Source organism: Neisseria sp., from assembly GCF_041804105.1.
Lineage (GTDB): Bacteria > Pseudomonadota > Gammaproteobacteria > Burkholderiales > Neisseriaceae > Neisseria.
Genome location: NZ_JBHCJY010000051.1, coordinates 1 through 24,209, shown reverse-complemented (window position 1 = coordinate 24,209; position 24,209 = coordinate 1). Strand labels below are relative to the sequence as shown.

Sequence of the window (24,209 nt, the reverse complement as noted above, 5' to 3'; positions counted from 1 at the left end):
CGTGCAGCGGTATCCGTTGAAAACCGATTTAATCCGATAAAAATCAGGAGCTTTCAAAAATGAGCGACCACCGTTTGCGCAATAATCCCTATAAAGTCGCCATCGCTTCGATGGTGGGGACGGCCATCGAATTTTACGACTACTATATCTATGCCGCCGCTGCGGTTTTGGTGTTCAACACCCAGTTTTTCGATAAGAGCAACCCCACCGTCGCCGTTATCCTTTCGCTCTCCACCCTTGCGCTGGCGTTTTTCGCACGACCGCTCGGCTCCGCGCTGTTCGGCCATTTCGGCGACAAAATCGGCCGCAAGAAAACATTGGTCGCATCGCTGCTGACCATGGGCTTGTCCACCGTTGCCATCGGCCTGCTGCCGACTTACTCCGCCATCGGCATTTGGGCGCCGCTGCTGCTGTGCATCTGCCGCATCGGTCAGGGTTTGGGGTTGGGCGGCGAATGGGGCGGCGCGGCATTGGTCGCCACCGAAAACGCTCCCGACGGCAAACGCGCATGGTTCGGCACTTTTCCGCAACTGGGCGCACCCATCGGCCTGTTTCTTGCCAACGGCTCGTTTTTCGCCGTCAGCGCGGTCTTCGGTGCAGACGCGCTGGTGGAATGGGCTTGGCGCATTCCGTTCATCAGCTCATTGCTGCTGGTGATTGTCGGTCTGTGGATGCGCTTGACGCTGCATGAAAGCCATGTGTTCAAAGAAGTGGAAGACAAGGGGCTGAAAGTCGAAGCACCCGTGAAAGTGGTTTTGGTGAAACATTTCAAACCGATTCTACAGGGTACGTTTATCATGGCGGCCACTTACGTGCTGTTTTATGTGATGACCGCCTTCGTTCAGGTTTACTCCAAAACCCCCGCCACGCTGTCTCCCGAAGGCCATCCGCTGGGCTTGGGCATTCCGGCCAACACCTTTACCGGCTTTCTGATGATCGGTGCGGTGGTGTTCGGTATTTTTACCAGCATTTCGGGCATTTTCGCCGACAAAATCGGCCGCCGCAAATGGCTGATTGCCGTTACTTTGGCCATTATGGTATTCGGCGCGGCCATGCCGCAGTTCCTGCTGCACGCAACCACCACTGGCGTTCTCGTTTTCATTTTGGTCGGTATGGCGCTGATGGGCATGACTTTCGGACCGATGGCCGCCCTGCTGCCCGAGCTCTTCCCTACCGAAGTGCGCTATTCCGGCGCATCTTTGGCATACAACTTCGCCGCCATCGTCGGTGCATCCATCGCCACCATCGTTGCCATCGAGTTGAACGCCAAATTCGGGCTTTTCGGTGTGGGGCTGTATTTGGCTTTCAACGGTGTGCTTTCCCTGATTGCGCTGGTCAGCATCCATGAAACCAAAGACATGAGCCTGATGAAAGAATAAGGCTGCGGATAACACCAGATTCGGCTTCGGTTTTCGCCGGAACACAACTTGTTTCCCGCAAACGGGAATCTGCAACGCGGGAAACTGAAATCTGAACAGCAAGAGATAAAATCATGTGGCAAACAGTTCTCATCATATCCGCTTTCTTGCTGCCCCTGCCCGCACTCGCCTGCCAGACCGGCAATGTTTATACCGACATCGAATGCCACGAAAAGCAGACGCGGCAGATACAAACCAAGATGAACCGCGCTTACGCGGATTTGGTCAAACTGTATATGTATGACGCGCACAAGGCATTCACTCAGTCGCAGAAACTGTGGCTGCAATGGATAAAAAAAGATTGCGCGTTTGAAAGTGCGCCATATAGGCAATCACAGGGAGCAGGATCAGGTTTGGCGCTTGCGTCCTGCACGCATGAAAAATATGCCGCACGTTTGAAACAGCTCGAAACCATCATACACGAGCTGCGCACGGATAAAGCCGAGTAGCTGTTAACAACCGTCATTCCCGCGTAGGCGGGAATCCATCATTAATATTTGCAAACGTAGGATGCACAAGGTTTTCCTTGCCGCAGACCACATTCCCGCCTGCAAAAAAGCCGTCTGAAAAATCATTTTCAGACGGCCTTTATCATGACACGCACAGTTGTAACGATTCCGTTACTGTCCCGCGCAGTCTGCACATTCGGTATGCACTTCGCCCAGTTTCAGCTTGGCATTCGCATCACGCAGCGCGGTACGCAAACCTTCTTCAATCACGGGATGATAGAACGGCATGTCCAGCATCTGCGGCACGGTCATTTTCTGCTGGTGTGCCCAGGCAAGCAGATGGGCGATGTGTTCGGCAGCGGGGCCAACAGCTTCCGCACCTAAAAACAGCCCCGTTCCCTGCTCCGCGTAAACGCGCATATGGCCTTTGTTGACCAGCATCACGCGGCTGCGGCCCTGGTTGCGGAACGATACTTCGCCGGTAACGAAACATTCGGGATTTTTATATCGCTCGGCAACTTGGGCATATTTCAGGCCGATGCTGGCGATTTGCGGGCTGGTGAACACCACGCCGATGGGGCTGCGGCGCAGGCCTTTGTTGATGACGGGATAAGTGCCCGCATTGTCGCCGGCGATTTTTCCCTGGTCGCTGGCTTCGTGCAGCAGCGGCAGTTGGTTGGACGCGTCGCCCGCGATGAAAATGTGCGGAATGCTGGTCTGCATCGTGCGCGGATGGGCTTTCGGCACGCCGCGCGTATCGAGTTCGATGTTCAGGTTTTCCAAACCGATGTTGTCCGCATTCGGACGGCGGCCGACGGCAGCCAGCAGATAATCGGCGGTAAATACGCCGCTTTCGCCGTCCTGCGTCCATTTCACTTCCACGCGGCCGTCTGAATTCAAAACGGCTTCGGTTTTCGCATCCAGATGCAGCGTTAATTCTTCGCCGAACACTTTTTTGGCTTCTTCCAATACCACGGGATCGGAAATGCCGCCGAGCATACCGCCCAAGCCGAAAATTTCGACTTTGACACCCAGTCGGCTCAAAGCCTGGCCGAGTTCCAAACCGATAACGCCCGGACCGAACACGGCCACGCTCTCCGGCAGCGTGTCCCAAGAAAACACGTCGTCGTTGATGATGAGTTTGTCGCCCAAGGCTTCCCACTGCGGCAGCACGACGGGGCGCGAACCGGTGGCAATCACGATGCGGTCGGCTTTGATTTGGGTATGGTCGTCGATTTGCACGGTATGCTCGTCGATGAATTTGGCCGCGCCCATGATGCGCTTTTCAGACGGCCATGCTTCCACGTCTTCCACCACGAAACCGACAAAACGGTCGCGTTCGGATTTCACGCGGTTCATCACTTCTTCGCCGTTTACGGTTACGCTGGCTTTATCCAGATGCACGCCGAAAGGGTCGGTATGCAGCGCATGATGACGCGCCTCTGCGGCGGCAATCAGCAGCTTGGACGGCATACAGCCGACGCGGGCGCAGGTGGTGCCGAAAACATGGCTTTCAATCAGGTAAACATTATCGGTGTGCAAACGGGCGTTGCGGAATGCGCCCATACCGGCGGTGCCGCCGCCGATTACAACCACATCGGCTTGAATCTGTTTCATATTGTTCATCCTTGTTTTGAGCCGTTTTCAGACGGCCAGTTAAGATCATTTCTTTCACACTGCGGGACAGGCCGTCTGAAAATACAGCCGCCTGTTCGGGCATAAGGAGACTGTTTCCGAAGGCCGGAAACCCGTATTTCCTGTTTTGAAGGCATTTCAGTTTCCGAGGCGAAATACAGGTTTTTCAGACGGCCTCAACCGTATTTCCCAAACAGCCCGATTAAAACAATCAATTTCAAAAGCTTTTTGCAATGAAAGAGTTATTCAGGTAACGCCGTTTGCAGGGCAAACGCTGCGCTATCTGAATAACCCTTTCGGTTTTGAAACCGAACGGGCAACCGTTTTTCAGACGGCCTCCCGTTCCGGCAATTGCCTAACAGTTAAGCAAAATATTTTTCCAACTCTTCGCTGCCGCCGATGTATTTGCCGCCGATAAATACTTGCGGAGCGGTGGCTTTACCGGTGATGGCGCGTACGGAAGTGATGGAGGCATCGCGACCCAATACGATTTCTTCGTAAGCGTAGCCTTTTTCGGCCAACAGTGCTTTGGCTTTGGCACAGAATTGGCAGCCGGGTTTGGTGATAATAGCCACGGATTCTTGGGCAACCCAAGACGGGTCGATGAATTTCAGCATGGTGTCGGCATCGGAAACTTCGAAGGGGTCGCCTTCTTTTTCCGGCTCGATGAACATTTTTTCGATTTTGCCGTCGTTAACCAGCATGGAATAACGCCATGAACGGTCGCCGAAGCCCAAGCCTTCTTTGCTGACCAGCATGTCCATACCGCGGGTAAAGTCACCGTTGCCGTCGGGTACAACCACGATGTTTTCGGCTTCCTGATCGGCTAACCATGCGTTCATCACGAAAGTATCGTTAACGGAAACGCAGGCAATGGTGTCAATGCCGCGGGCAAAGAATTCTTTGGCCAGCTCGTTGTAGCGCGGCAGATGGGTGGAAGAACAGGTGGGGGTAAATGCGCCCGGCAGGGAGAATACGACTACTTTTTTGCCTTTGAACAGGTCGTCGGTGGAAACGTCCACCCAAGAATCGCCTTGGCGGGTGTGGAATACTACGCTGGGTACTTGTTGGCCGGTACGGTCGGTTAAAGCCATTGGGAACTCCTTTATTTGCATTAACGGGTTAAGAAAATTTGAACTCGTGATTCTACCCCGTCTCGGACAAGGTTCACGATTTATAATCCAAATACAGGGAATTACATAAAACTATATAACCTGTATTCTGTCTAAACGATGTAAGGCCGTCTGAAAAAATCTCAAGAGCGCAAATGAAAAATTTACCTCAGCGTAACAGGTTTTCAGACGGCATCCTCCGTTACAACGCCCTTAATATAAGTTTCGGCAATGTCTTTGATACCGAAACGGTCTTTGTCGGGAAATTCAGACGGCCTGAACGGTTCGGCGCAATCGATGCGGATGGTCAGCTTTTCCATCGAAACAATCCGCCACAGCGATACCGGCAAACTTACGTCTGCATACGACGGCACAACGCTGCGCCGTCCGAGCGCATCATAATAGCGCAACGCCACCGCCTGCACCGGCGAATCGGTATCGATGGCCGACTGGAACAGCGCTGCTTTAAACGGCAGTATGTCCAAACCCGGCGACGTTTTCGCCTCAGGGAAAAAACTCACGTTTTTGCCCGACTTCAAGGCTTCGCCGACGGCCAGATTAATCGGTTCGACATCGCGGCGGGAATTGCGGTTGATAAACACCGTACCCGCGTTTTTGCCCATCCTGCCCAATACCGGCCAACTGCCGATTTCCTGTTTGGCGATGAAGCTGCTCGGAAATACCGTACTCATAGCGAAAATATCCAGCCACGATACATGATTGCCGACCACCAGCAGCCCTTTTTCCGAACCGGTTCTACGCCCTTCCACTTTCAGTTCGATATCCAGCGCCTGCAATGCGCCTGCGCCGAGCTGCACCAGGATGCGGTTGCGCTGAACGGGATTGTCGCGGTCGATGCTGCTCAAATTGCGGCCGGTTTGAAACAGCCAGCGCGCCAGCCGTGCAAGACGGCGCAGACGGGTAAGGAATGGGGCTTTGGGTGCGGACATAAATCGGCGGTTTGTCGGTAAAAATATCGGAAGCGGCATTATAGGCCGTCTGAAAAAAGCAGGGAACAGATTTTCCCGTTCCGTTTTGGCAGCGTGGAGGATTGTTTTCATGGATATTGGTTTTTCGTCATTCCCTCTCTTGCGGGAATCCGGCTTTGAGATTTACAAGTACCTGTCAAATATAAAAGATACCCAACGCTCCCCTGCCGCGATACGGCTTATTTTTGGCACCGCCTGCAATAAAACGTTCCGCGTTGTCCCAATGTGCTTTTTTCAATCGGGCAACCGCAACGCCTGCACGGTTCGCCCTGACGTCCGTACACATTGTATTCCTGCTGGAAATAGCCGCTTTTTCCCGTACTGTCGACAAAATCGCGCAATGTGCTGCCGCCTTTTTCAATGGCGCGCATCAATACGGTTTTGATTTCGGCAACGAGTTCCGCGCATTCTTTTTTACTGAGCGACGCAGCCGGACGGTTTGGCAGAATACCGGCTGCAAACAGGCTTTCGTTGGCGTAAATATTGCCGACGCCGACCACGACGGCATTGTCCATCAAGGCGGTTTTGACGGCGCGTTTCTGCGTTTTCAGACGGCCGTGAAGATAGGCTGCGTCGAATCCGTCTTCCAACGGCTCCACACCCAGTTTTTGCAGTAACGGATGATGTTCGGGCGCACCGGCAAACCACAGCACCGCCCCGAATTTGCGCGGGTCGTAATAACGCATCAGGATGCCGTCTGAAAACAGAAAATCAACATGGTCATGCTTTCCCGCAGGTTCCGCGTCCGTATTTTGTCCGGTAAAAATCCTCAGGCTGCCCGACATACCGAGATGGATGAGCAGGATGCCCGTCTTAAACTCGACCAGCAGGTATTTCGCCCGCCTGCGGCATGACTGCACTTCCTGTCCGCACAACGTTTCGGCCAAAGATTCGGGAACAGGCCAGCGCAGACGGCCGTCGCGCACCGTAACGTTTCTCACGGTTTGTCCCGTGATGTGGGGCGCAATGCCGCGCAAAGTGGTTTCGACTTCCGGCAATTCGGGCATACGGAACTCCTTTTCCGTCTAAATAATTGCTGCAAAAAGAAAATGTAGCTTTTCGTAACTTGATTTAAATCAAACCGATTCCGGCTGCGGCCGTCCAAAGGGGTATAAAATACCGTTATGGAAATTTTTACTGCCCTGTTCCAACCATCAATTTGAAAGGATTCTGAAAATGATCAAAGGCATCCAAATTACCGAATCGGCCAACGCCGCCCTGCTTAACTCGTTCTGGCTCTTCGACGACGCTACCGGCGAAGTACGCTGCCTGGCCGTCAAAGAAGGTGCAGGCTACAAAGAAGACGACACCGCCACTTTAGCGGCTTTGGGCGAAATTTCCTACAAAGAAATTCCGGTTGATGCCCATGTACGCCCGAAAGTGGAAGGCGGCCAACACCTGAATGTCAACGTCTTGACCCGCGAAACGCTGGAAGATGCGGTAGCCAATCCCGACAAATACCCCCAACTGACCATCCGCGTTTCCGGCTATGCCGTACGTTTCAATTCGCTCACGCCCGAACAGCAGCGTGATGTGATTACCCGCACGTTTACCAACAGCCTGTAACAGCAGTTTTGCCGAACAAGGCCGTCTGAAAAGTTTTCAGACGGCCTTTTGTCGTTTCGGGTATTGCCGGATTACTCCGCCCAATTTTTCTTCTTACTGGTTTTGCCGATGCCCGGGTTGAAGCTGTTGGTCGGGTCGAGCTTGCGGTAGAACTGTTTCAGTTCGGGCTTGGCTTCGTAAAGGTGGCCGACGTTGTGTTCGGCCGGATATTGCGCGCCGCGTTCGTCCAGCAGATGCAGCATCTCGTGTTCCAAGGCCATGCAGTCGTGGCCTTTTTTCACGATGTAGTCTTGGTGGAACACGTGGCACATAAAATGGCCGTAGTAAAGCTTGTGACTGATTTTGCTGTCGATTTCAGACGGCAGTTTTTCAAACCAGTCTTTGTCGTTGCGGCGCAGGGCGATGTCGAGCGCGACAATGTCTTCGACTTCTTTATCGTGCACGGCGCGGTAGCGCACGGCTGCGGATGCCACGGCAAAACGGTGTAGCATGGCCGCTTGCGTTTCTTCTGCGCTGCATTCGAAATATGCGCCGGTTTTTTCTGAAAAGTATTTTTGCAGGAACGCGCGCGCTTCTTCAACGCCTTTGCCGCCCATTTTCAAAATCAGGTGGTGTTCGTATTTGTCACGATAGTTGCGCAGGGATTGGGGCAGGTGTTCGGGCAGGAATTTGCTCGCCCACTGTATCGCTTTGTCGGAAAAATGTTTGGGCAGCATGGGCAGGTTTTTGCCAAATCGGTCGATTTTCGCCTTGAAATCAAAAAGCTGCGGCAAACGGTGTGTGCCGAACTTTTTAATGATCATAAAGGTATCTTTGCCGTAAACCGCCGCCATGTCGAATGCGTCGCGGTGGATGTATTCGCCGGAAACCGGCAGGGACTCGAATTCGGCCAGCGCAGCACGGCGGATGTCGGTCAGCTCGTTGATGTCGTTGGTGCCGATGTAGAACACGGCGGTATGCTTTTCCATCGGAAAAGTGTCGAGACGCACGGCAAACACCATCAGTTTTCCGGCACAGCCCGATGCTTCGTAATGTCGGGCAGGATCGGCATTGAAACGGGCGGCGGTCGGCTCATCCACTTGGCGCACATGGTTACAGTAGGCATGGTCGTGCCCTTTGCCCGCTTCGCGCGTGATGTCTTTCTGGCGGTAATGGTGGCCTTGCAGATTGATCAGGATTTCTTCGGGCGTATCGCCGAGATCGATGCCCAAGTGGTTGACCAATTCCAAGCGGCCGTCTGAATTTATCTGCGCGAACAGGGCCATTTCGGTATAGGCCGGCCCGCGCTGTACCAACGCACCGCCTGAGTTGTTGCACACGCCGCCCAACACCGATGCGCCGATACACGACGAGCCGATAACCGAATGCGGTTCGCGCCCCAACGGTTTCAGCAAAAGTTCGAGCTGGTTGAGCGTGGCACCGGGCAGGCAGACAACCTGTTCGTTGTCGTTAATCGGACGCACGATGTCCATCCGCATCACGTTGACAATCACGATGTCGCGGTCGTAATCGTTGCCGTCGGGCGTGGAACCGCCGGTCAGGCCGGTATTCGCTGCCTGAGTCAGTACAATCACATCGGCTTCCACACAGGCCTTCAGGATTTCCCACTGTTCCAGCAGCGTACCCGGCCGCACCACGGCCAAGGCTTTGCCTTCGCCGAAACGGTAGCCTTGGCGGTAGGGTTCGGTTTTGGCCGGATCGGTAATGATGTATTTTTCGCCGACGATGGACGTGAGTTTTTCGATGAGTTGGCTGGCGGTCATGGCACATATCCTTACAGGTGGATTATTTCGGAAAAACCTGTTGAGAAACAGTATTTCAGTTTATTGTAAGGACTTGCAGAAGCGAAGTAAACCGTTTGCAGGCAGTCTGAAAAATTTTCAGACTGCCTGCAAACAACTTTCTTTTCAGTTCGTTTGTTTTCATTTTTCACCGAACACGAAGACCTTTTCCCAACCTTCCCGAACACACAAATGACGACCCCTTGATTTTCAGACAAACACTGCCCCGAACGGCCGCCATCCGACAAAAACTCTTATTTGCCAGCCATGCTTTTTACTGATACGATTCCACGCTGAACAAAACATCTCTGGGCAGCTTTGCTTCCTGTTGGTTTCGGTTCTTTTTCAACCTATTGAAAACTAACGGAACTGCCTGATTTTGCTTTGCGGAATATTTTCGTTTTTATACTGACGTTCGAAAACGAAAAAGAAACAAAAGGCCTGTTGTCTCAAAATACGCCTTATCCATAACACCCAACCGAAGGATAGATGAATATGTCCACCCAACTGAACGATGTCGATCCCATTGAAACCCAGGAATGGCTTGATGCCCTGAGCTCGGTTTTGGAAACCGAAGGCACGGAACGCGCCCATTTCCTGCTGGAACAATTGGTGAAATATACCCGCCGCCGCGGTGTCCACATGCCGTTTGACGCCACTACTGCCTACTTGAACACGATTCCCGTAGGCAAGGAACAGAAATCCCCCGGCAATCAGGAAATCGAACACCGCATCCGTTCGGCCATCCGCTGGAATGCCGCGGCAATGGTTTTGCGCGCCGGTAAAAAGGATTTGGAACTGGGCGGCCATATTGCATCCTTCCAATCTTCCGCCACGCTTTACGACGTAGGTTTCAACCATTTCTGGAAAGCCAAAGGCGACGGCGAAGAAGGCGATATGATTTTCGTTCAGGGACACGTTTCCCCGGGCATTTATTCCCGCGCTTATGTCGAAGGCCGTCTGAACGACGAGCAGCTTGACAATTTCCGCCAAGAAGTCGACGGCAAAGGCCTGTCTTCTTACCCCCATCCGCACCTGATGCCCGATTTCTGGCAGTTTCCTACCGTTTCCATGGGTCTCGGCCCCTTGATGGCGATTTATCAGGCGCGTTTCCTGAAATATTTGGAATCACGCGGTTTGGCCAAAACCAAAGGCCGCAAGGTTTGGTGTTTCTGCGGCGACGGCGAAATGGACGAACCGGAAAGCCAAGGCGCGATTTCCCTGGCCGCACGCGAAGGCTTGGACAACCTGATTTTCGTCATCAACTGTAACCTGCAGCGTCTCGACGGCCCTGTCCGCGGCAACGGCAAAATCATTCAGGAGCTGGAAGGCAACTTCCGCGGTGCAGGTTGGAACGTATTGAAAGTCATTTGGGGACGCCGTTGGGACACCCTTTTGGCCGCCGACACCAACAATGCGTTGAAACAGCGCATGAACGAATGTCTTGACGGCGACTACCAAACCTACAAATCCAAAGACGGCGCGTATGTCCGCGAACATTTCTTCAATACGCCCGAGCTGAAAGCCATGGTTGCCAGCATGTCCGACGATGAAATCTGGGCACTCAACCGCGGCGGCCATGACCCCCACAAAGTTTATGCGGCCTATCATGAAGCGGTAAATAATCCGCAAGGCCGTCCGACCGTCATTTTGGCCAAAACCATCAAAGGCTACGGTATGGGTGCATCCGGCGAAGGTCAAAACGTGGCGCATCAGGCGAAGAAAATGGACGTGGAATCCTTAAAGAAATTCCGCGACCGCTTCAACATCCCCGTTACCGACGAACAAATCGACAGCGGCAACCTGCCCTACTTCCGCTTCCCCGAAGACAGTGAAGAAGCCCGCTATATCCGCGAGCGCCGCAACGCCTTGGGCGGCTATCTGCCCAAACGCGAACCTGCCACCGACGCGCTGCCGGTTCCCGCATTGGAAACGTTCGATGCTCAGCTGCAAAGCAGCGGCGAGCGCGAGTTTTCCACAACCATGGCTTTTGTCCGCATCCTGTCCACCCTGCTCAAAGACAAACAGCTGGGCAAACGCATTGTGCCGATTGTTCCCGACGAAAGCCGTACCTTCGGTATGGAAGGCCTGTTCCGCCAATACGGCATTTGGAACCCCAAAGGCCAGCAATACACCCCGCAGGACAAAGACCAACTGATGTTCTATAAAGAATCGGTTGACGGCCAGATTTTGCAGGAAGGCATCAACGAACCCGGTGCGATGGCCGACTGGATTGCGGCGGCCACCAGCTACGCCAACAACAAATACGCGATGATTCCGTTCTACATCTACTACTCGATGTTCGGTTTCCAACGCGTCGGCGATTTGGCTTGGGCTGCCGGCGACATGCACGCACGCGGCTTCCTGATCGGCGGTACCGCAGGCCGAACCACGCTGAACGGCGAAGGTTTGCAACATGAAGACGGCCACAGCCACATCCAGGCAGATTTGATTCCGAACTGTATTTCCTACGACCCGACTTTCCAATACGAACTCGCCGTCATTATCCAAGACGGCCTTCGCCGCATGTATGTCGAACAGGAAGACGTGTTCTACTACCTGACCGTCATGAACCAAAACTATACCCACCCTGCCATGCCCCAACGCAAAGGCATCGAAGAGCAGATTCTCAAAGGCATGTATCTGTTTAAAGAAGGCGGCAAAGGCGACAAAAAGGTTCAACTGATGGGCTCGGGTGTGATTCTGAACGACGCGATTCAGGCTGCCGAAATGTTGAAAGCCGATTTCGGCGTAGAAGCCGATATTTGGTCCGTACCTTCCTTCAACCTGCTGCACCGCGATGCCATCGAAGCCGAACGCTTCAACCGCCTGCATCCGCTGGAGGCCGCAAAAGTGCCTTTCGTTACCGAGCAGCTGCAAGGTCATGACGGCCCCGTCATCGCTGCCACCGACTACATCCGCAGCTATGCCGACCGCATCCGTGCCTACGTCCCCAACGACTACCATGTCTTGGGTACCGACGGCTTCGGCCGCAGCGATTCGCGTGCCAACCTGCGCGACTTCTTCGAAGTTGATGCCCGCCACATCGCAGTGGCTGCATTGAGCGCATTGGCACAACAAGGCAAAGTGGACAAAAACACCGTGCAGAGCGCTATCGAAAAATACGGTATCAAAGCCGATGCCGAACCGAGCTGGAAACGCTAAAACGGTTTTCAGACGGCCCGTCGAAACAAGCCGGCAAGGCCGTCTGAAAAAACTTTATCAAGCAAAACAGACATGTTTTGCATGTTTCTTCCGACCAAACCCCACAGAAAATTGTAGCCCGTCTCCCGAATTTCCAGAGGCAAGCGTATTTTTCCGTGCAAACCTCTGCTTGAAATACGCGACTCTGTCCGGCCGGTTTTCAGACGGCCTGACAACGGGTTTTGAAACAGTCGGAAAGCGAACCGTTTAGTAACCGTTTTTCAAAAGTGCAACAGGCCGTCTGAGCCAAAAGCAAACCGCAGACAGCGGATTTTTCAGACGGCATACACAACAAAGGAAACTCTCCATGAGTATCGTAGAAATCAAAGTACCCGATATCGGCGGCCACGACAATGTGGACGTAATCGCCGTCGAAATCAAAGCAGGCGACACCGTCGCCGTGGACGACACCCTGATTACGCTGGAAACAGACAAAGCCACCATGGATGTCCCCAGCACGGCTGCGGGTGTGGTTAAAGAAGTCAAAATCAAAGTAGGCGACAAAGTCTCCGAAGGCAGCCTGATCGTAACCGTGGAAGCAACAGGTTCTGATGCCGCAGCAGCTCCCAGTGTCCCTGAAACCGTTTCCGCTCCCGCCACCGCAGCACCTGCTCCGGCAGCTGCTCCCGCCGTTTCCGGCGGAACGGTTGCCGTAGAAGTGCCCGATATCGGCGGCCATGACAATGTGGACGTAATTGCAGTAGAAATCAAAGTCGGCGACACCGTAGCCGAAAACGATACCTTGATTACTTTGGAAACCGACAAGGCCACCATGGATGTGCCGAGTACCGCTTCGGGCATCGTCAAAGCCGTATATATCAAAGTCGGCGACAAAGTATCGCAAGGTTCGAAAATTATCGACGTTGAAAGTGCCGGCGCACCTGCCGCGGCTCCTGCTCCTGCCGAAACCGCAGCACCCGCACCTGTGGCTGAAACACCCAAAACGGCGCCTGCTCCGGCACCCGCCTCTCCTGCCGCTCCCAGCGGCGCATTCGGCAATACGCCGGTCAACGAAGAATCGTTCTCCAAAGCACACGCAGGCCCATCCGCCCGCAAACTCGCCCGCGAATTGGGCGTTGATTTGGGCTTGGTCAAAGGATCGGGACACAAAGGCCGTATCATCGGCGACGACATCAAAGCGTTCGTCAAAGCCGCCATGCAAGGCGGTGCAGGCAAAGGTGCGTCTGTTGCAGCTTCTTTGGGCGGCGGACTCGACCTGCTGCCGTGGCCCAAAGTCGATTTCAGCAAATTCGGCGAAATCGAGGTCAAAGAGCTTTCCCGCATCAAGAAAATTTCCGGTCAGAACCTGTCGCGCAACTGGGTGGTTATCCCCCACGTTACCGTTAACGAAGATGCGGATATGACCGAATTGGAAGAATTCCGCAAACAGCTCAATAAAGAATGGGAACGCGAAGGCGTCAAACTCTCGCCCTTGGCATTTATCATCAAAGCCTCCGTAAGCGCGCTCAAAGCCTTCCCCGAATTCAATGCTTCGCTCGACGGCGACAACTTGGTATTGAAAAAATACTACAACATCGGCTTTGCCGCTGACACGCCCAACGGTTTGGTCGTACCCGTGATTAAAGACGTGGACAAAAAAGGCCTGAAAGAAATCAGCATCGAGTTGGGCGAATTGAGCAAAAAAGCCCGTGAAGGCAAACTCAAGCCGCAGGAAATGCAGGGCGCATGCTTTACCATTTCCAGCCTCGGCGGTATCGGCGGTACAGGCTTTACGCCGATTGTGAACGCGCCCGAAGTCGCCATTCTCGGCGTGTGCAAATCACAAATGAAACCGGTTTGGAACGGTTCAGGCTTCGAACCCCGTCTGATGTGCCCCCTGAGCCTGTCGTTCGACCACCGCGTAATTGACGGCGCAGCCGGCATGAAATTTACCGTGTATCTGGCGAACCTGTTGAAGGACTTCCGCCGCGTGATGCTGTAACCGGTTTTCAGACGACCTGTCTGTAACAGATTAACAGGCCGTCTGAAAAAGTCGAGATAACGTTTTCAGACGGCCTCATCAGCCAAAGCCGTCTGAAACTGATGAAAAAGAAAGATTAAACATGAGCTTAATCGAATTGAAAGTGCCCGATATCGGCGGCCACGAAAATGTGGACATCATCGCCGTCGAAATCAAAGCGGGCGATACCGTTGCTATTGAGGACACCCTGATTACCTTAGAAACCGACAAGGCCACCATGGATGTTCCTGCCGATGCAGCCGGCGTAGTCAAAGAAGTGAAAGTCAAAGTCGGCGACAAAATCTCCGAAGGCGGCGTAATTGCTTTGATTGAAGCCGCAGGTGCGGCAGCCGAAGCGCCGAAAACCGAAACTGCACCCGCTGCTGCTCTGGCGCAGGAAGCTCCAAAAACCGTAGCTCCCGCACCGCAAGCCGCCCAGTTCAGCGGCAATGCAGACGCGGAATACGATGTAGTCGTACTCGGCGGCGGTCCCGGCGGATATTCTGCCGCATTTGCCGCGGCAGACGAAGGCCTGAAAGTGGCCATTGTCGAACGCTTCGCAACCCTGGGCGGCGTATGTCTCAATGTCGGCTGTATCCCTTCCAAAGCTTTACTGCACAACGCCGCCGTAATTGACGAAGTACGCCATTTGGCCGCAAACGGCATCAAATATCCCGAGCCGGAACTCGATATCGATATGCTGCGCGGCTACAAAGACAAAGTCATCGGCAAACTGACCGGCGGTTTGTCGGGAATGGCCAAAGCACGCAAAGTCGATGTCATCCGCGGCAACGGTAAATTTGTCGGCGCCCACCATATCGAAGTCGCACTGACTGCCGAAGGCAATTACGATGCGCCTTTAACCGAAACCGGTGAAAAACGTACCCTGCAATTCAAAAACGCCATCATCGCCGCGGGCAGCCGCGTGATGAAGCTGCCCTTCATTCCGGAAGATCCACGAATCATCGACTCTACCGGTGCACTGGCGCTTAAAGAAGTACCGAAAAACATGCTGATTATCGGCGGCGGTATCATCGGTTTGGAAATGGGTACGGTATACAGCACGCTCGGCACCCGTCTTGAAGTTGTCGAAATGATGGACGGCCTGATGCAGGGGGCCGACCGCGATTTGGTCAAAGTATGGCAGAAACAGAACGAACACCGTTTCGACCGTATCATGACCAACACGAAAACCGTCGCCGTAGAAGCCAAAACCGACGGCATCTACGTAACCTTTGAAGGCGAAAACGCCCCCAAAGAACCGCAACGTTACGACTGCGTATTGGTTGCCGCAGGCCGTGCGCCCAACGGCAAACTCATCGGCGCAGAAAATGCCGGTGTTGCCGTAACCGACCGCGGCTTTATCGAAGTCGACAAACAGATGCGTACCAACGTACCGCACATCTACGCCATCGGCGACATCGTCGGCCAACCCATGCTCGCACACAAAGCCGTGCACGAAGGCCATGTTGCCGCCGAAAACTGTGCCGGACACAAAGCCTATTTCGACGCCCGCGTCATTCCCGGAGTAGCCTATACCGCACCGGAAGTCGCCTGGGTAGGCGTAACCGAAACAGCCGCCAAAGCAGAAGGCATCAAAATCACCAAAGCCAACTTCCCATGGGCAGCCTCCGGCCGTGCCATCGCAAACGGCTGCGATCAAGGTTTCACCAAATTGATTTTTGATGCCGAAAGCGGAAAAATCATCGGTGGCGGCATTGTCGGCCCTAACGGCGGCGACATGATCGGAGAAATCTGTCTGGCCATTGAAATGGGTTGTGATGCCGCAGATATCGGAAAAACCATCCACCCCCATCCCACCTTAGGAGAAACCATAGGTTTAGCCGCAGAAGTCGCACTGGGGACTTGCACAGATTTACCCCCGCAACGTAAAAAGTAACTAACGTTCTGTACCTGCAAATCTGTATCAGGCCGTCTGAAAAGTTTTCAGACGGCCTTTTATTTTGTTTCAATTAATAGTTACCTGACATTCAGCTGCCGAAGCAGCTAACGCATAAAGTCACACGTTCATCATAGATTTAGAGGTTTCAACACACAGCCGCCCGTAGGCGGCTGACACGTCGGCCAACACGTCTTTGGCCTCGTGAAACGTTTCAACACACAGCCGCCCGTAGGCGGCTGACAGCAATGCAAAGACAACGCGCGAAATCAGGCTGGTTTCAACACACAGCCGCCCGTAGGCGGCTGATTTCGGGAAAGCGTCGTAAGAACAACCACGAGCTGTTTCAACACACAGCCGCCCGTAGGCGGCTGATAAAGTTTGTAACGGCGAGCGAAAAAATATTTTAGGTTTCAACACACAGCCGCCCGTAGGCGGCTGATTTCCGGTGTAACCAATATGGCCGGGGATTTGAAGTTTCAACACACAGCCGCCCGTAGGCGGCTGAGTTACTTTCCGTGCCAGCGGCATAAGCCATAGACGTTTCAACACACAGCCGCCCGTAGGCGGCTGACGGCAGGGCGGCTGGATGGCGATGCAAGGTGTTGCAGTTTCAACACACAGCCGCCCGTAGGCGGCTGAAGACCATTTCGAACGGCGAAATGCCAAAGGAAGAGTTTCAACACACAGCCGCCCGTAGGCGGCTGACGCCGATTAAAGTCTGTGAGTATTTGGGTAAGTGGGTTTCAACACACAGCCGCCCGTAGGCGGCTGATCGAGACACCAAAGCCGAAAATCCATTTCAGGATGTTTCAACACACAGCCGCCCGTAGGCGGCTGAGAAATTCGTCATGAAAAAAACTTATTTGAACCTGTTTCAACACACAGCCGCCCGTAGGCGGCTGATCGACGTTTGAATGAAGCTCTTCATGATATTGAGTTTCAACACACAGCCGCCCGTAGGCGGCTGATTTCCATCGCCCAACTTATCCAAATCTACCATCTGGTTTCAACACACAGCCGCCCGTAGGCGGCTGAGTTCTATGTTGGCAATGTTCGGAGGCAACCATGTGTTTCAACACACAGCCGCCCGTAGGCGGCTGAATATTCATTCCGGTCTAAGTAACGGTGATTTGTTGTTTCAACACACAGCCGCCCGTAGGCGGCTGACCAATGGTGTTGCAGCCTATGGCGCATCGGTCGGGGTTTCAACACACAGCCGCCCGTAGGCGGCTGATTAACGGAGATTGAATTATGACAACCGCCGCAGAGTTTCAACACACAGCCGCCCGTAGGCGGCTGACACCGACCAGCATTCTGAAAGCAGATAACGACTGGTTTCAACACACAGCCGCCCGTAGGCGGCTGAGAAAACAAAAACGACCGTCGCGCAGATGGGCAAAGTTTCAACACACAGCCGCCCGTAGGCGGCTGACTGCTAAATCCTGCAACTTCGGCCGACCAAGATGCGTTTCAACACACAGCCGCCCGTAGGCGGCTGACGATGCCGCCAGCGTCCAGGCCAGCCTGATGATGTTTCAACACACAGCCGCCCGTAGGCGGCTGAAGCCTCTCTCGAAAGCCTTGTCCCACCGGCCTTAAAAAGCCCGATTTCGCCAACGCCCCCGAAAAAGGCAGGGAACAAGTATAACACAGCCGATAACCGTTATACCTGTTTTCCCAAATTCCTAATTGTTAAAGAAAAATTTCCCGTCGCTAACCCCGCGGGGATTTCATGAGAACCGCAGGTTAGCGATTCACACGATCAGTGTGTCTTGAAACACGTCCACCGCTGCTTTTGCGCCGTGGTGTTCCACCTTGCGCCGCCATTTGCTGCCCAGATGGTAAAAGCGCAGGCTGTCGGTTTCAGGGTTATAGGTTTTCAATAATTTTTCTTTCAAAACAACCCATTGGTCGGGCGCGATGTCGCATTCGAACACCGAATACTGCACACGCACGCCGTAGTCCAAGCAATGTTTGGCGATACGGCGCAGGCGCGCTTGGCCTTGCGGGTCGTCCAGGGCAATATCGTAAGTAATCAGCATCAACACAGTATTTCCCCTTGCTTATTTTTCAGACAGACATCAAGGCCATCTGAATATGGCTGCCTGAAAAAATCAACGCATCAAAAACGGCGGATACTCCGCCAAATCGCCGCGCAGATGCCGCACCAGCAGCATGGCCTGAATATGCGGCAGCAGGCCGACGGCCACCTCTTCCTGCAAAAACGGATGCACAATCTTCTCCTGCTTTTTCGCCTGCAAGGTTTGAAACAGCAGCTTGCGCGCCTCCGGCTTGATATTCACCGCCCCGCCCGCCTCGGCAACAAAATCCTGCGGCTTAATCTGCCCGCGGTTAATCAGCGACAGCACCAGCCTGTCCGCCCACCACGCGCGGAATTCCTCCAGAATATCCTGCGCCAAACTGTCGCGCCCCGGGCGGTCGGCGTGCAGAAAACCCACCTGCGGGTCCAAACCCACGCCTTGCAGCGCGCCGCTGATGTCCTTGCCCAAAATGCTGTACACAAACGACAGCAGCGCATTCACCCCGTCGCGCGGCGGTCGGCGGTTGCGGCCGTCGAAGGCAAAACCGCTGTTTTCGCGCAGCAAATGGCGGAACACGCCGAAATAACGCGCCGCCGCATCGCCCTCAATCCCGCGGATTAACTCCAAAGTTTCCGCCCGCTTCAACTGCTGCAAACTAAAATTCAGCGCCGACACCGCCGCCTTCACCTCCTCCTGATCGCCATGATTGCGCAGCCGCCGCTGCAACACCCGCTTGCACGACTGAATCTTCGCCGCAATAATATGCCGCGCAATCGGCACCGGATTATGCTCCGACAGCCGGTATTGCGCCCGCCGCAGCAACACATTGCCGCTCTGCCGCCCCTGCAAGCGCCCCAAAAAACGCCCGTTTTCGGTAAAAAACGCCAGATTTACATTGTTTTCGCCGCAAAACCCCATCAAAAACGGCGACACTAGCACATTGCCGAAACAGAAAATATGCCCGATAGAATGCACCGGCAACTGCGCCACCTTTTTACGCTCCTGCTCCACCACCAGCGTTTCCCGCTCCTTATGCAGATAACTGCCCTGCGTGGTGATATACAGCGTGTTTTGCAGCTTGCGCATAGTTAAAAAACTCCCTTGATTTTGACCGCACTTTTATTTTGGAACGGCTTGTTGTTTAGGCCATCTGAAAAATTAGGCTTTCAGACGGCGTAGAACGAAAAACAGATGACCCACTAACGCGTGTGTGCCCAAAGGCACACTATACGATTACCACTTTTATGAATATAAAAATTCTTCAATTAAGTCTGTATGTTTTAAGCATTCTTTTAAAATGAGCTCAAGAAATTCAAAATCATCTTCAGAATCTAATGGAATTTTTGAGTTATCTACTTTAAATGTTTTTATTCGTTTTTTGGCATTACCTTTTTGGAGATGAGTTAATTTTCTTTTCTCATATTCATCTGGCAGATAAAAAACATACTCATGATCTAAATGTTCAATAAAATAATCATCCCCATCTTTAAAATATTTTAAATGGACAACATTTGTAACATAGAAACCACAAATATCTAAATAATCTTTTGCAGCACTCTCATCAAATTCTTCAAATGTAATATCTGTATCTCCATCCATGTATGCCCATAATTGATTGCCATACTCCCTTTCTTGAAAGAGTTTTGCAATATTCTCTTTATTTAAACCATTTATCCTAAATGAAACACCTTTTTCAAAATTTTCTAAAATTAAAGACAATCCATCACTAGGGACACTATTAAATTCTGGAAGCAATGCTAATTGATTTATTTTTTTGTTTTCTAAAGAGCTCCAAAGATAATCTTTCAAAGATGGATGATTATTCCTATGCATAGAAGTCTTATTCGGTATAAGGCTACTAAAATAAAAAGTTGAATCAATTCTCCTGTCTCTTAACTGAAATGGCTGACTAGAACAAAATTCAAAATTATCCAATGAAATGGAAATTAATCCATATTTTTCATATTGCTTATCCTCTTTGATTAAATCTATGCCTTTTTCTTTGTAGAAATCAACAAGAGGGTTATTTTTTAAATTAAGAGAAAACTTATTTCTTATGCTTTTGTATTCGTCTATGAGAGCAAAAAGTAAGATAATTAAGCTTGACTCAATGTACTCATATTCACTATACCCTTCAAGCAACCCTGTTGAAGTACTAAGGCATTTGTATAAATCACCATAATATGATTTAAGCTCATTCCAACTAGAATAAATTTGCCCCTCAAGACTTTCAACCTGCAGCCTATAAAAACTATTTTTATCCCAGTCATTATGAATTGTTTTAAGATGCGAAATTTCACAATTTTTTTTATGATTGTGATATTCCAATAATATTTCTGAAAACAAGGTAGTGCCATCGGACAATTTATCTCTTAGCAAATCTAAAACATGCTTATATTGCTCTTCTTGCGATTTGGTAAATGAAGAGAATCTGTTAAAACATGTATCACCTATCTCAAACTTTGGGGGATATTGTTTCCATAGTGCATGAAATTCTTCTAATTCATTAAAGTTCAACTCCTCGTAGAATTCTTGAAGAGAAAAATTTTTCTTTTGACCCATGGCACAATTTCCTTAATGTATAAAAATTTAGATTTATATTAATCCCCAAACAACCCCTCCACATACCTCTCCGACTTATCTTTCTCCAACAACTTCGGTTGGCAAACCTCCACCAGCGAGCAGGCTTTGCAGCGTTTGCCATACACCGGCGGCGGGGTTTGCCCGCTTGCCAAGAGTTCGCGCACTTGGGCGATAACGGCCAGCGTTTGCGTTCTAAGGCCGTCTGAAAGCGCTACCGGCACGCGGTGGCGGGTTTGCATATACCACAGCGCGCCCTCGCTGATGGTTTGCCCGCTCATCTCCTCCAAACACAGCGCCTGCGCACAAAGCTGGATTTCGTCGAACGGCTCGGGTTTGGGCTTGCCGCGTTTGTATTCAACGGGCTTCAGGCTGCCTGAAACCAAATCATGCTCCACCATATCGATAATGCCGCTGATGCCCAGCCGCTGCGCCGACACATGCACGCTGCGCTCGAAGCGCACACCTTTGCGCGTTTCCGGCTCGCCCGAATCCACCCGCTCATGCAGCGAACGCCCCTGCGCGGTCAGATAGTTTTCCGCCCACGCCTGCTCGTTGTGAATCAACGCGCATTGGCGCGGGCAGAAGGCGTAGTGTTGCAGGGCGGAGAGGGAAACGGTGGGTAAATCCCGCTCCCCCGCGCCTGCAAGCGGTGAGTCTTGCATAGAATCTTGCAAACTTCCCACCATCAAAAGCCGTCAATCTCGGCAGGAACCAAGCCATCGAGATTATTCAACTCATAGCTACCGTCTGAATTGACTTTCAGGCTGCCGTGCACTTTGGCGGAGGAATATTGCCCTGCTTTGCAGTTGTGTTCCCACCAAATCAGTTTCAGCACCTGCATCGAGCCTTCGGGGCGGGCGGAGGATGCGTCGCCTTCAAACAGTTTGGTGAGTACGGCTTTGATTTTTTCGGCATCGCCGTCTGAAAAGCCGGTGCGTTCGGCAAGCTGAGGCGACATGGCACCGAAGGCCACGTAAATACCGCTATCCACGCGGTGTTTCATGCCCATTCGTGCATTTTTGCCCTCTTTATCATCACTATCTACACTTTTAACAATTTGATTACTTGTGATATTCACAGGAGCAACACTAAATGCCGATTGAATGGTTACAGGACCTCTAATAGCTATTGATACCCCGCTTCCCTCTCCATCTTTGCTACTAAAAGCGAATACTTGCCCGAAAGTTCTTACGTCAAACCATTTTTGACAAGCCAAATTTTTGGTTTCGTCTTTTTGTTTAACTTTGTCAGCTCCTTTTTTGACTTCAAAGGCTTTTTTGCCTAAGCCGAATTCATCTGATTCAGCGCGATTTTTTAAGCTCGTCATACCGTCAGTTTTCTTTTCATCTGATTGTACGAAAATAACTTCCCCATTTTCTTGCAAGCGATCACGAATTTTTCTCTTCAAGCAAACATCTGTTATCTCACCGATATTAAAAAAATCGGCGCGTGGGCGGTTCCCATTTAAAGGATCACCGTTGGGATTGGCATTCTGTACACCGATAATTAAGGCGAAATCAATTTTTTTGGTTAAGCTCATGTTGTTTTCCTTTCAATGTTAGGTTATTCAGCAGTTTCTGTTTTCTTTTGTTTAGCAGCTCTTCGTGCAGCAATTTGGCGGTCGATTTCCATTTTTTGGCAATGATAACCAAGCAGAAATTCACCGCTTAATTTATCATCGCACATAAAGTCATCGTTTTCGAATAGATCCATAATTTCTCCAATAGCTTGTTTATAAAAATCTTTTCCCAAATTGGTCAAGTAATTTTTATACGGCACAAGTTTGACACTTTCAATATTTAGCCATGTGCTATAAGGGCGCTGCGCAAATTGTTGAAAATAGCGCTCTGCATTGGTTGCTCGAGTAGGTGCTTTTTTGCCATTTTGCAAATATAAGGCATACCACTCCAAACTTTCTGCTTGTGCAAGTAAGCGCCCATATAAATAGTCGCGCGACTGATTTGTTTTTTCTAAACTCATAGAGTAAGTTCTCCTTGCTGATAAATCTAAATCGTGATGACGGGCACACCAACCTTTGTATAAAGCGCAGGCGACGCCAATATTGCGTTGCCAATTAGCTTTACGAATTTCTTCCCCATCTTCTGGGCGGTGGTTTGCATAAGGATTGCAGGCCGTCTGAAAACTTTTTTGTACCAAGTCGTAAGGAATCGGTACCTTTTTGCCACCAGCAATCACAGGCAGCAAACGGGTGTAGAGCTGTTTTTTTGCTTTCTTGCTCTTATCCTCCAATTCAGATTTACTAAGAATTGTATCTGCAATACGCTCTATGGATGGAGCTGCAAATAACCAAGGTTTGCCGTCTTTCGGTTTATAACGTTGATACCAAGAAAAATCGTCTATCCAAGCATCCAGATTGGCGAAATAATCAGCGGGTAAAAACTCTTGGTAATAGGTTAATGCCATGCGCCCATCTGTTGATTTATCTAACACAAGCAAAGAAATTTGCTCATGATTTTCCAAATTAACTCTATATCCATGCAGTTTTTTCTTAATAATCTCGGCTGCTTTTTGACCTACCGAACTTGACCAATCTTTACCTGAAATGTTTGTTTCAGACGGCATTTCTTCTTCATTTTCAACCGCACTTGTATCTAAGTTATCCCAATCAATCACGCCAAAAGAATCTTTCATCGGCGATGGAACTTCTTTACCGCTAATTGCCCAAACAACAGTTTTCTGATCACCGTTGCTGATCCCTTGACGCTTTATCAACCATTTCAATATATTAAATGCTTTTTGAGACACATCCCTTCCCAAGGTTACAGCCTGACTGCCTAATTCAGATTTGGCTCCATTATCTTTATCCCCATAAAACCGTCCCCGAAAAGTAAATCCAGTATCATCATTGGCAGAAACCACTTTCGCATTACCGTCAATTTTCGGGTATGCCTCTACCGGATAATCTTCTTCTCCCGTTATGTAACATAACTCTTTGCTTTTATTACCTTGTTCAGACTGACTTTCTTGATATTGAATCCATTGGCTTTTTATATTACTTTTACTCCACAAATCAGAATGCGGGTCACCAGGTATTTCTACAGCCCACACAAGTGTTAAAGCAAACGGGTCATCTTTACCTGAAAACAATATATTATTTTCAAAAGAGAAAATTCCTTTTTCTAGTAAATCTTCGATAAGCGATCCTTTTTGCACATATCGTAAGACAATTTTCAGTTCTTGCAGACTACTAAACTCAGCCCAATCAGATAGCTGTTTCTTATAAAACTCAAAACAGCTTTGATATTTGGCTTTTTCTGCATCAGCAAACTTTTGTTTTTCTTCATCAGAACCCGATAAAAACGCTTTCCATTTTTTCCCATTATCTTTTTCTGCTACTTTGGAAAGATATTCTATTGTCAGATATTGACCCGATGTTTTAGCAACATATTGCAAGTTGTCATGTAAGGCGTAAGAAGCTATAGTTGAACCAGCGCGTTTTGACGACTTTTCCGTTACCTGAATAGGCACTTGCTTTTTGCCTTCAAACCGTTCTGCTCGTACTAACTGTCCATCTTCATTTAAAACAACTTTCAAATGAACTGCTTT

The 24,209-nt window shown here is 51.0% G+C and carries 17 protein-coding genes and 1 CRISPR repeat array; of the genes, 6 read left to right on the top strand and 11 right to left on the bottom strand.

Translation table 11 applies throughout. The features are described 5' to 3' along the window. Window positions 1–59: 59 nt before the first annotated feature. A complete protein-coding gene (locus ACEYDX_RS04860; RefSeq protein ID WP_373740907.1) occupies window positions 60–1,379 on the top strand; it encodes an MFS transporter in 1,320 nt (439 codons plus the stop codon). Window positions 1,380–1,492: 113 nt separating this feature from the next. Next, window positions 1,493–1,867, top strand: a complete 375-nt coding sequence (locus ACEYDX_RS04855; protein ID WP_373740906.1) for a lysozyme inhibitor LprI family protein — start codon at window positions 1,493–1,495, stop codon at window positions 1,865–1,867. A 171-nt stretch (window positions 1,868–2,038) separates the two neighbouring features. Here ACEYDX_RS04855 and ACEYDX_RS04850 read toward each other — a convergent pair whose 3' ends face one another. From ACEYDX_RS04850 to mutM, 4 genes are all read right to left on the bottom strand, one after another. Further along, window positions 2,039–3,484, bottom strand: a complete 1,446-nt coding sequence (locus ACEYDX_RS04850; RefSeq protein WP_373740905.1) for a dihydrolipoyl dehydrogenase — start codon at window positions 3,482–3,484, stop codon at window positions 2,039–2,041. 380 nt (window positions 3,485–3,864) lie between these two features. Further along, a complete protein-coding gene (locus ACEYDX_RS04845; protein WP_373740904.1) occupies window positions 3,865–4,596 on the bottom strand; it encodes a glutathione peroxidase in 732 nt (243 codons plus the stop codon). Window positions 4,597–4,799: 203 nt separating this feature from the next. Next, complete coding sequence (locus ACEYDX_RS04840) at window positions 4,800–5,564, bottom strand: 1-acylglycerol-3-phosphate O-acyltransferase (protein ID WP_373740903.1); 765 nt, start codon at window positions 5,562–5,564, stop codon at window positions 4,800–4,802. A gap of 218 nt (window positions 5,565–5,782) precedes the next feature. Further along, window positions 5,783–6,610 carry a bifunctional DNA-formamidopyrimidine glycosylase/DNA-(apurinic or apyrimidinic site) lyase gene (gene mutM, locus ACEYDX_RS04835; protein WP_373740902.1) on the bottom strand — a complete coding sequence of 276 codons (828 nt, stop codon included), beginning with the start codon at window positions 6,608–6,610 and terminating at the stop codon, window positions 5,783–5,785. A gap of 169 nt (window positions 6,611–6,779) precedes the next feature. On the opposite strand from mutM, the gene grcA reads away from it, so the two are divergent. Beyond that, window positions 6,780–7,169, top strand: coding sequence for an autonomous glycyl radical cofactor GrcA (gene grcA, locus ACEYDX_RS04830; protein WP_373740901.1), 390 nt, complete (start codon window positions 6,780–6,782; stop codon window positions 7,167–7,169). A gap of 71 nt (window positions 7,170–7,240) precedes the next feature. Here the strand turns inward: grcA and dld are convergent, their stop codons facing one another. Beyond that, on the bottom strand, window positions 7,241–8,932 hold the full coding sequence (gene dld / locus ACEYDX_RS04825) for a D-lactate dehydrogenase (protein ID WP_373740900.1): 1,692 nt from the start codon (window positions 8,930–8,932) through the stop codon (window positions 7,241–7,243). Between the two features lie 513 nt (window positions 8,933–9,445). Here dld and aceE point away from each other — a divergent pair. From aceE to lpdA, 3 genes are all read left to right on the top strand, one after another. Further along, window positions 9,446–12,115: a pyruvate dehydrogenase (acetyl-transferring), homodimeric type gene (aceE, locus tag ACEYDX_RS04820; RefSeq protein WP_373740899.1), complete on the top strand. Its 2,670-nt coding sequence runs from the start codon at window positions 9,446–9,448 to the stop codon at window positions 12,113–12,115. A 346-nt stretch (window positions 12,116–12,461) separates the two neighbouring features. Continuing rightward, entirely contained in the window at window positions 12,462–14,096 is a 1,635-nt protein-coding gene (aceF, locus tag ACEYDX_RS04815; RefSeq protein WP_373740898.1) for a dihydrolipoyllysine-residue acetyltransferase, read from the top strand. Between the two features lie 121 nt (window positions 14,097–14,217). Continuing rightward, window positions 14,218–16,014, top strand: coding sequence for a dihydrolipoyl dehydrogenase (lpdA, locus tag ACEYDX_RS04810; RefSeq protein WP_373740897.1), 1,797 nt, complete (start codon window positions 14,218–14,220; stop codon window positions 16,012–16,014). A 145-nt stretch (window positions 16,015–16,159) separates the two neighbouring features. Then, window positions 16,160–17,581: direct repeats of the CRISPR family, unit length 32 nt; unit sequence GTTTCAACACACAGCCGCCCGTAGGCGGCTGA. A 190-nt stretch (window positions 17,582–17,771) separates the two neighbouring features. Here lpdA and cas2 read toward each other — a convergent pair. The 6 genes from cas2 to cas8c all read right to left on the bottom strand — a co-directional run. Beyond that, on the bottom strand, window positions 17,772–18,065 hold the full coding sequence (gene cas2 / locus ACEYDX_RS04805) for a CRISPR-associated endonuclease Cas2 (RefSeq protein ID WP_123804956.1): 294 nt from the start codon (window positions 18,063–18,065) through the stop codon (window positions 17,772–17,774). Window positions 18,066–18,131: 66 nt separating this feature from the next. Then, window positions 18,132–19,145 carry a type I-C CRISPR-associated endonuclease Cas1c gene (gene cas1c / locus ACEYDX_RS04800; RefSeq protein ID WP_373740896.1) on the bottom strand — a complete coding sequence of 338 codons (1,014 nt, stop codon included), beginning with the start codon at window positions 19,143–19,145 and terminating at the stop codon, window positions 18,132–18,134. Between the two features lie 156 nt (window positions 19,146–19,301). Next, window positions 19,302–20,621, bottom strand: coding sequence for a hypothetical protein (locus ACEYDX_RS04795; protein ID WP_373740895.1), 1,320 nt, complete (start codon window positions 20,619–20,621; stop codon window positions 19,302–19,304). A gap of 38 nt (window positions 20,622–20,659) precedes the next feature. Then, the gene (gene cas4 / locus ACEYDX_RS04790) at window positions 20,660–21,304 is read right to left on the bottom strand and encodes a CRISPR-associated protein Cas4 (RefSeq protein ID WP_373740894.1); all 645 of its coding nucleotides are present in this window, start codon (window positions 21,302–21,304) and stop codon (window positions 20,660–20,662) included. Between the two features lie 23 nt (window positions 21,305–21,327). Next, window positions 21,328–22,182 (bottom strand): type I-C CRISPR-associated protein Cas7/Csd2, encoded by an 855-nt coding sequence (gene cas7c, locus ACEYDX_RS04785; RefSeq protein ID WP_373740893.1) that lies wholly within the window; start codon window positions 22,180–22,182, stop codon window positions 21,328–21,330. A gap of 23 nt (window positions 22,183–22,205) precedes the next feature. Beyond that, the coding region (cas8c, locus tag ACEYDX_RS04780; protein WP_373740892.1) for a type I-C CRISPR-associated protein Cas8c/Csd1 at window positions 22,206–24,209 on the bottom strand (2,004 nt) is incomplete at its 5' end.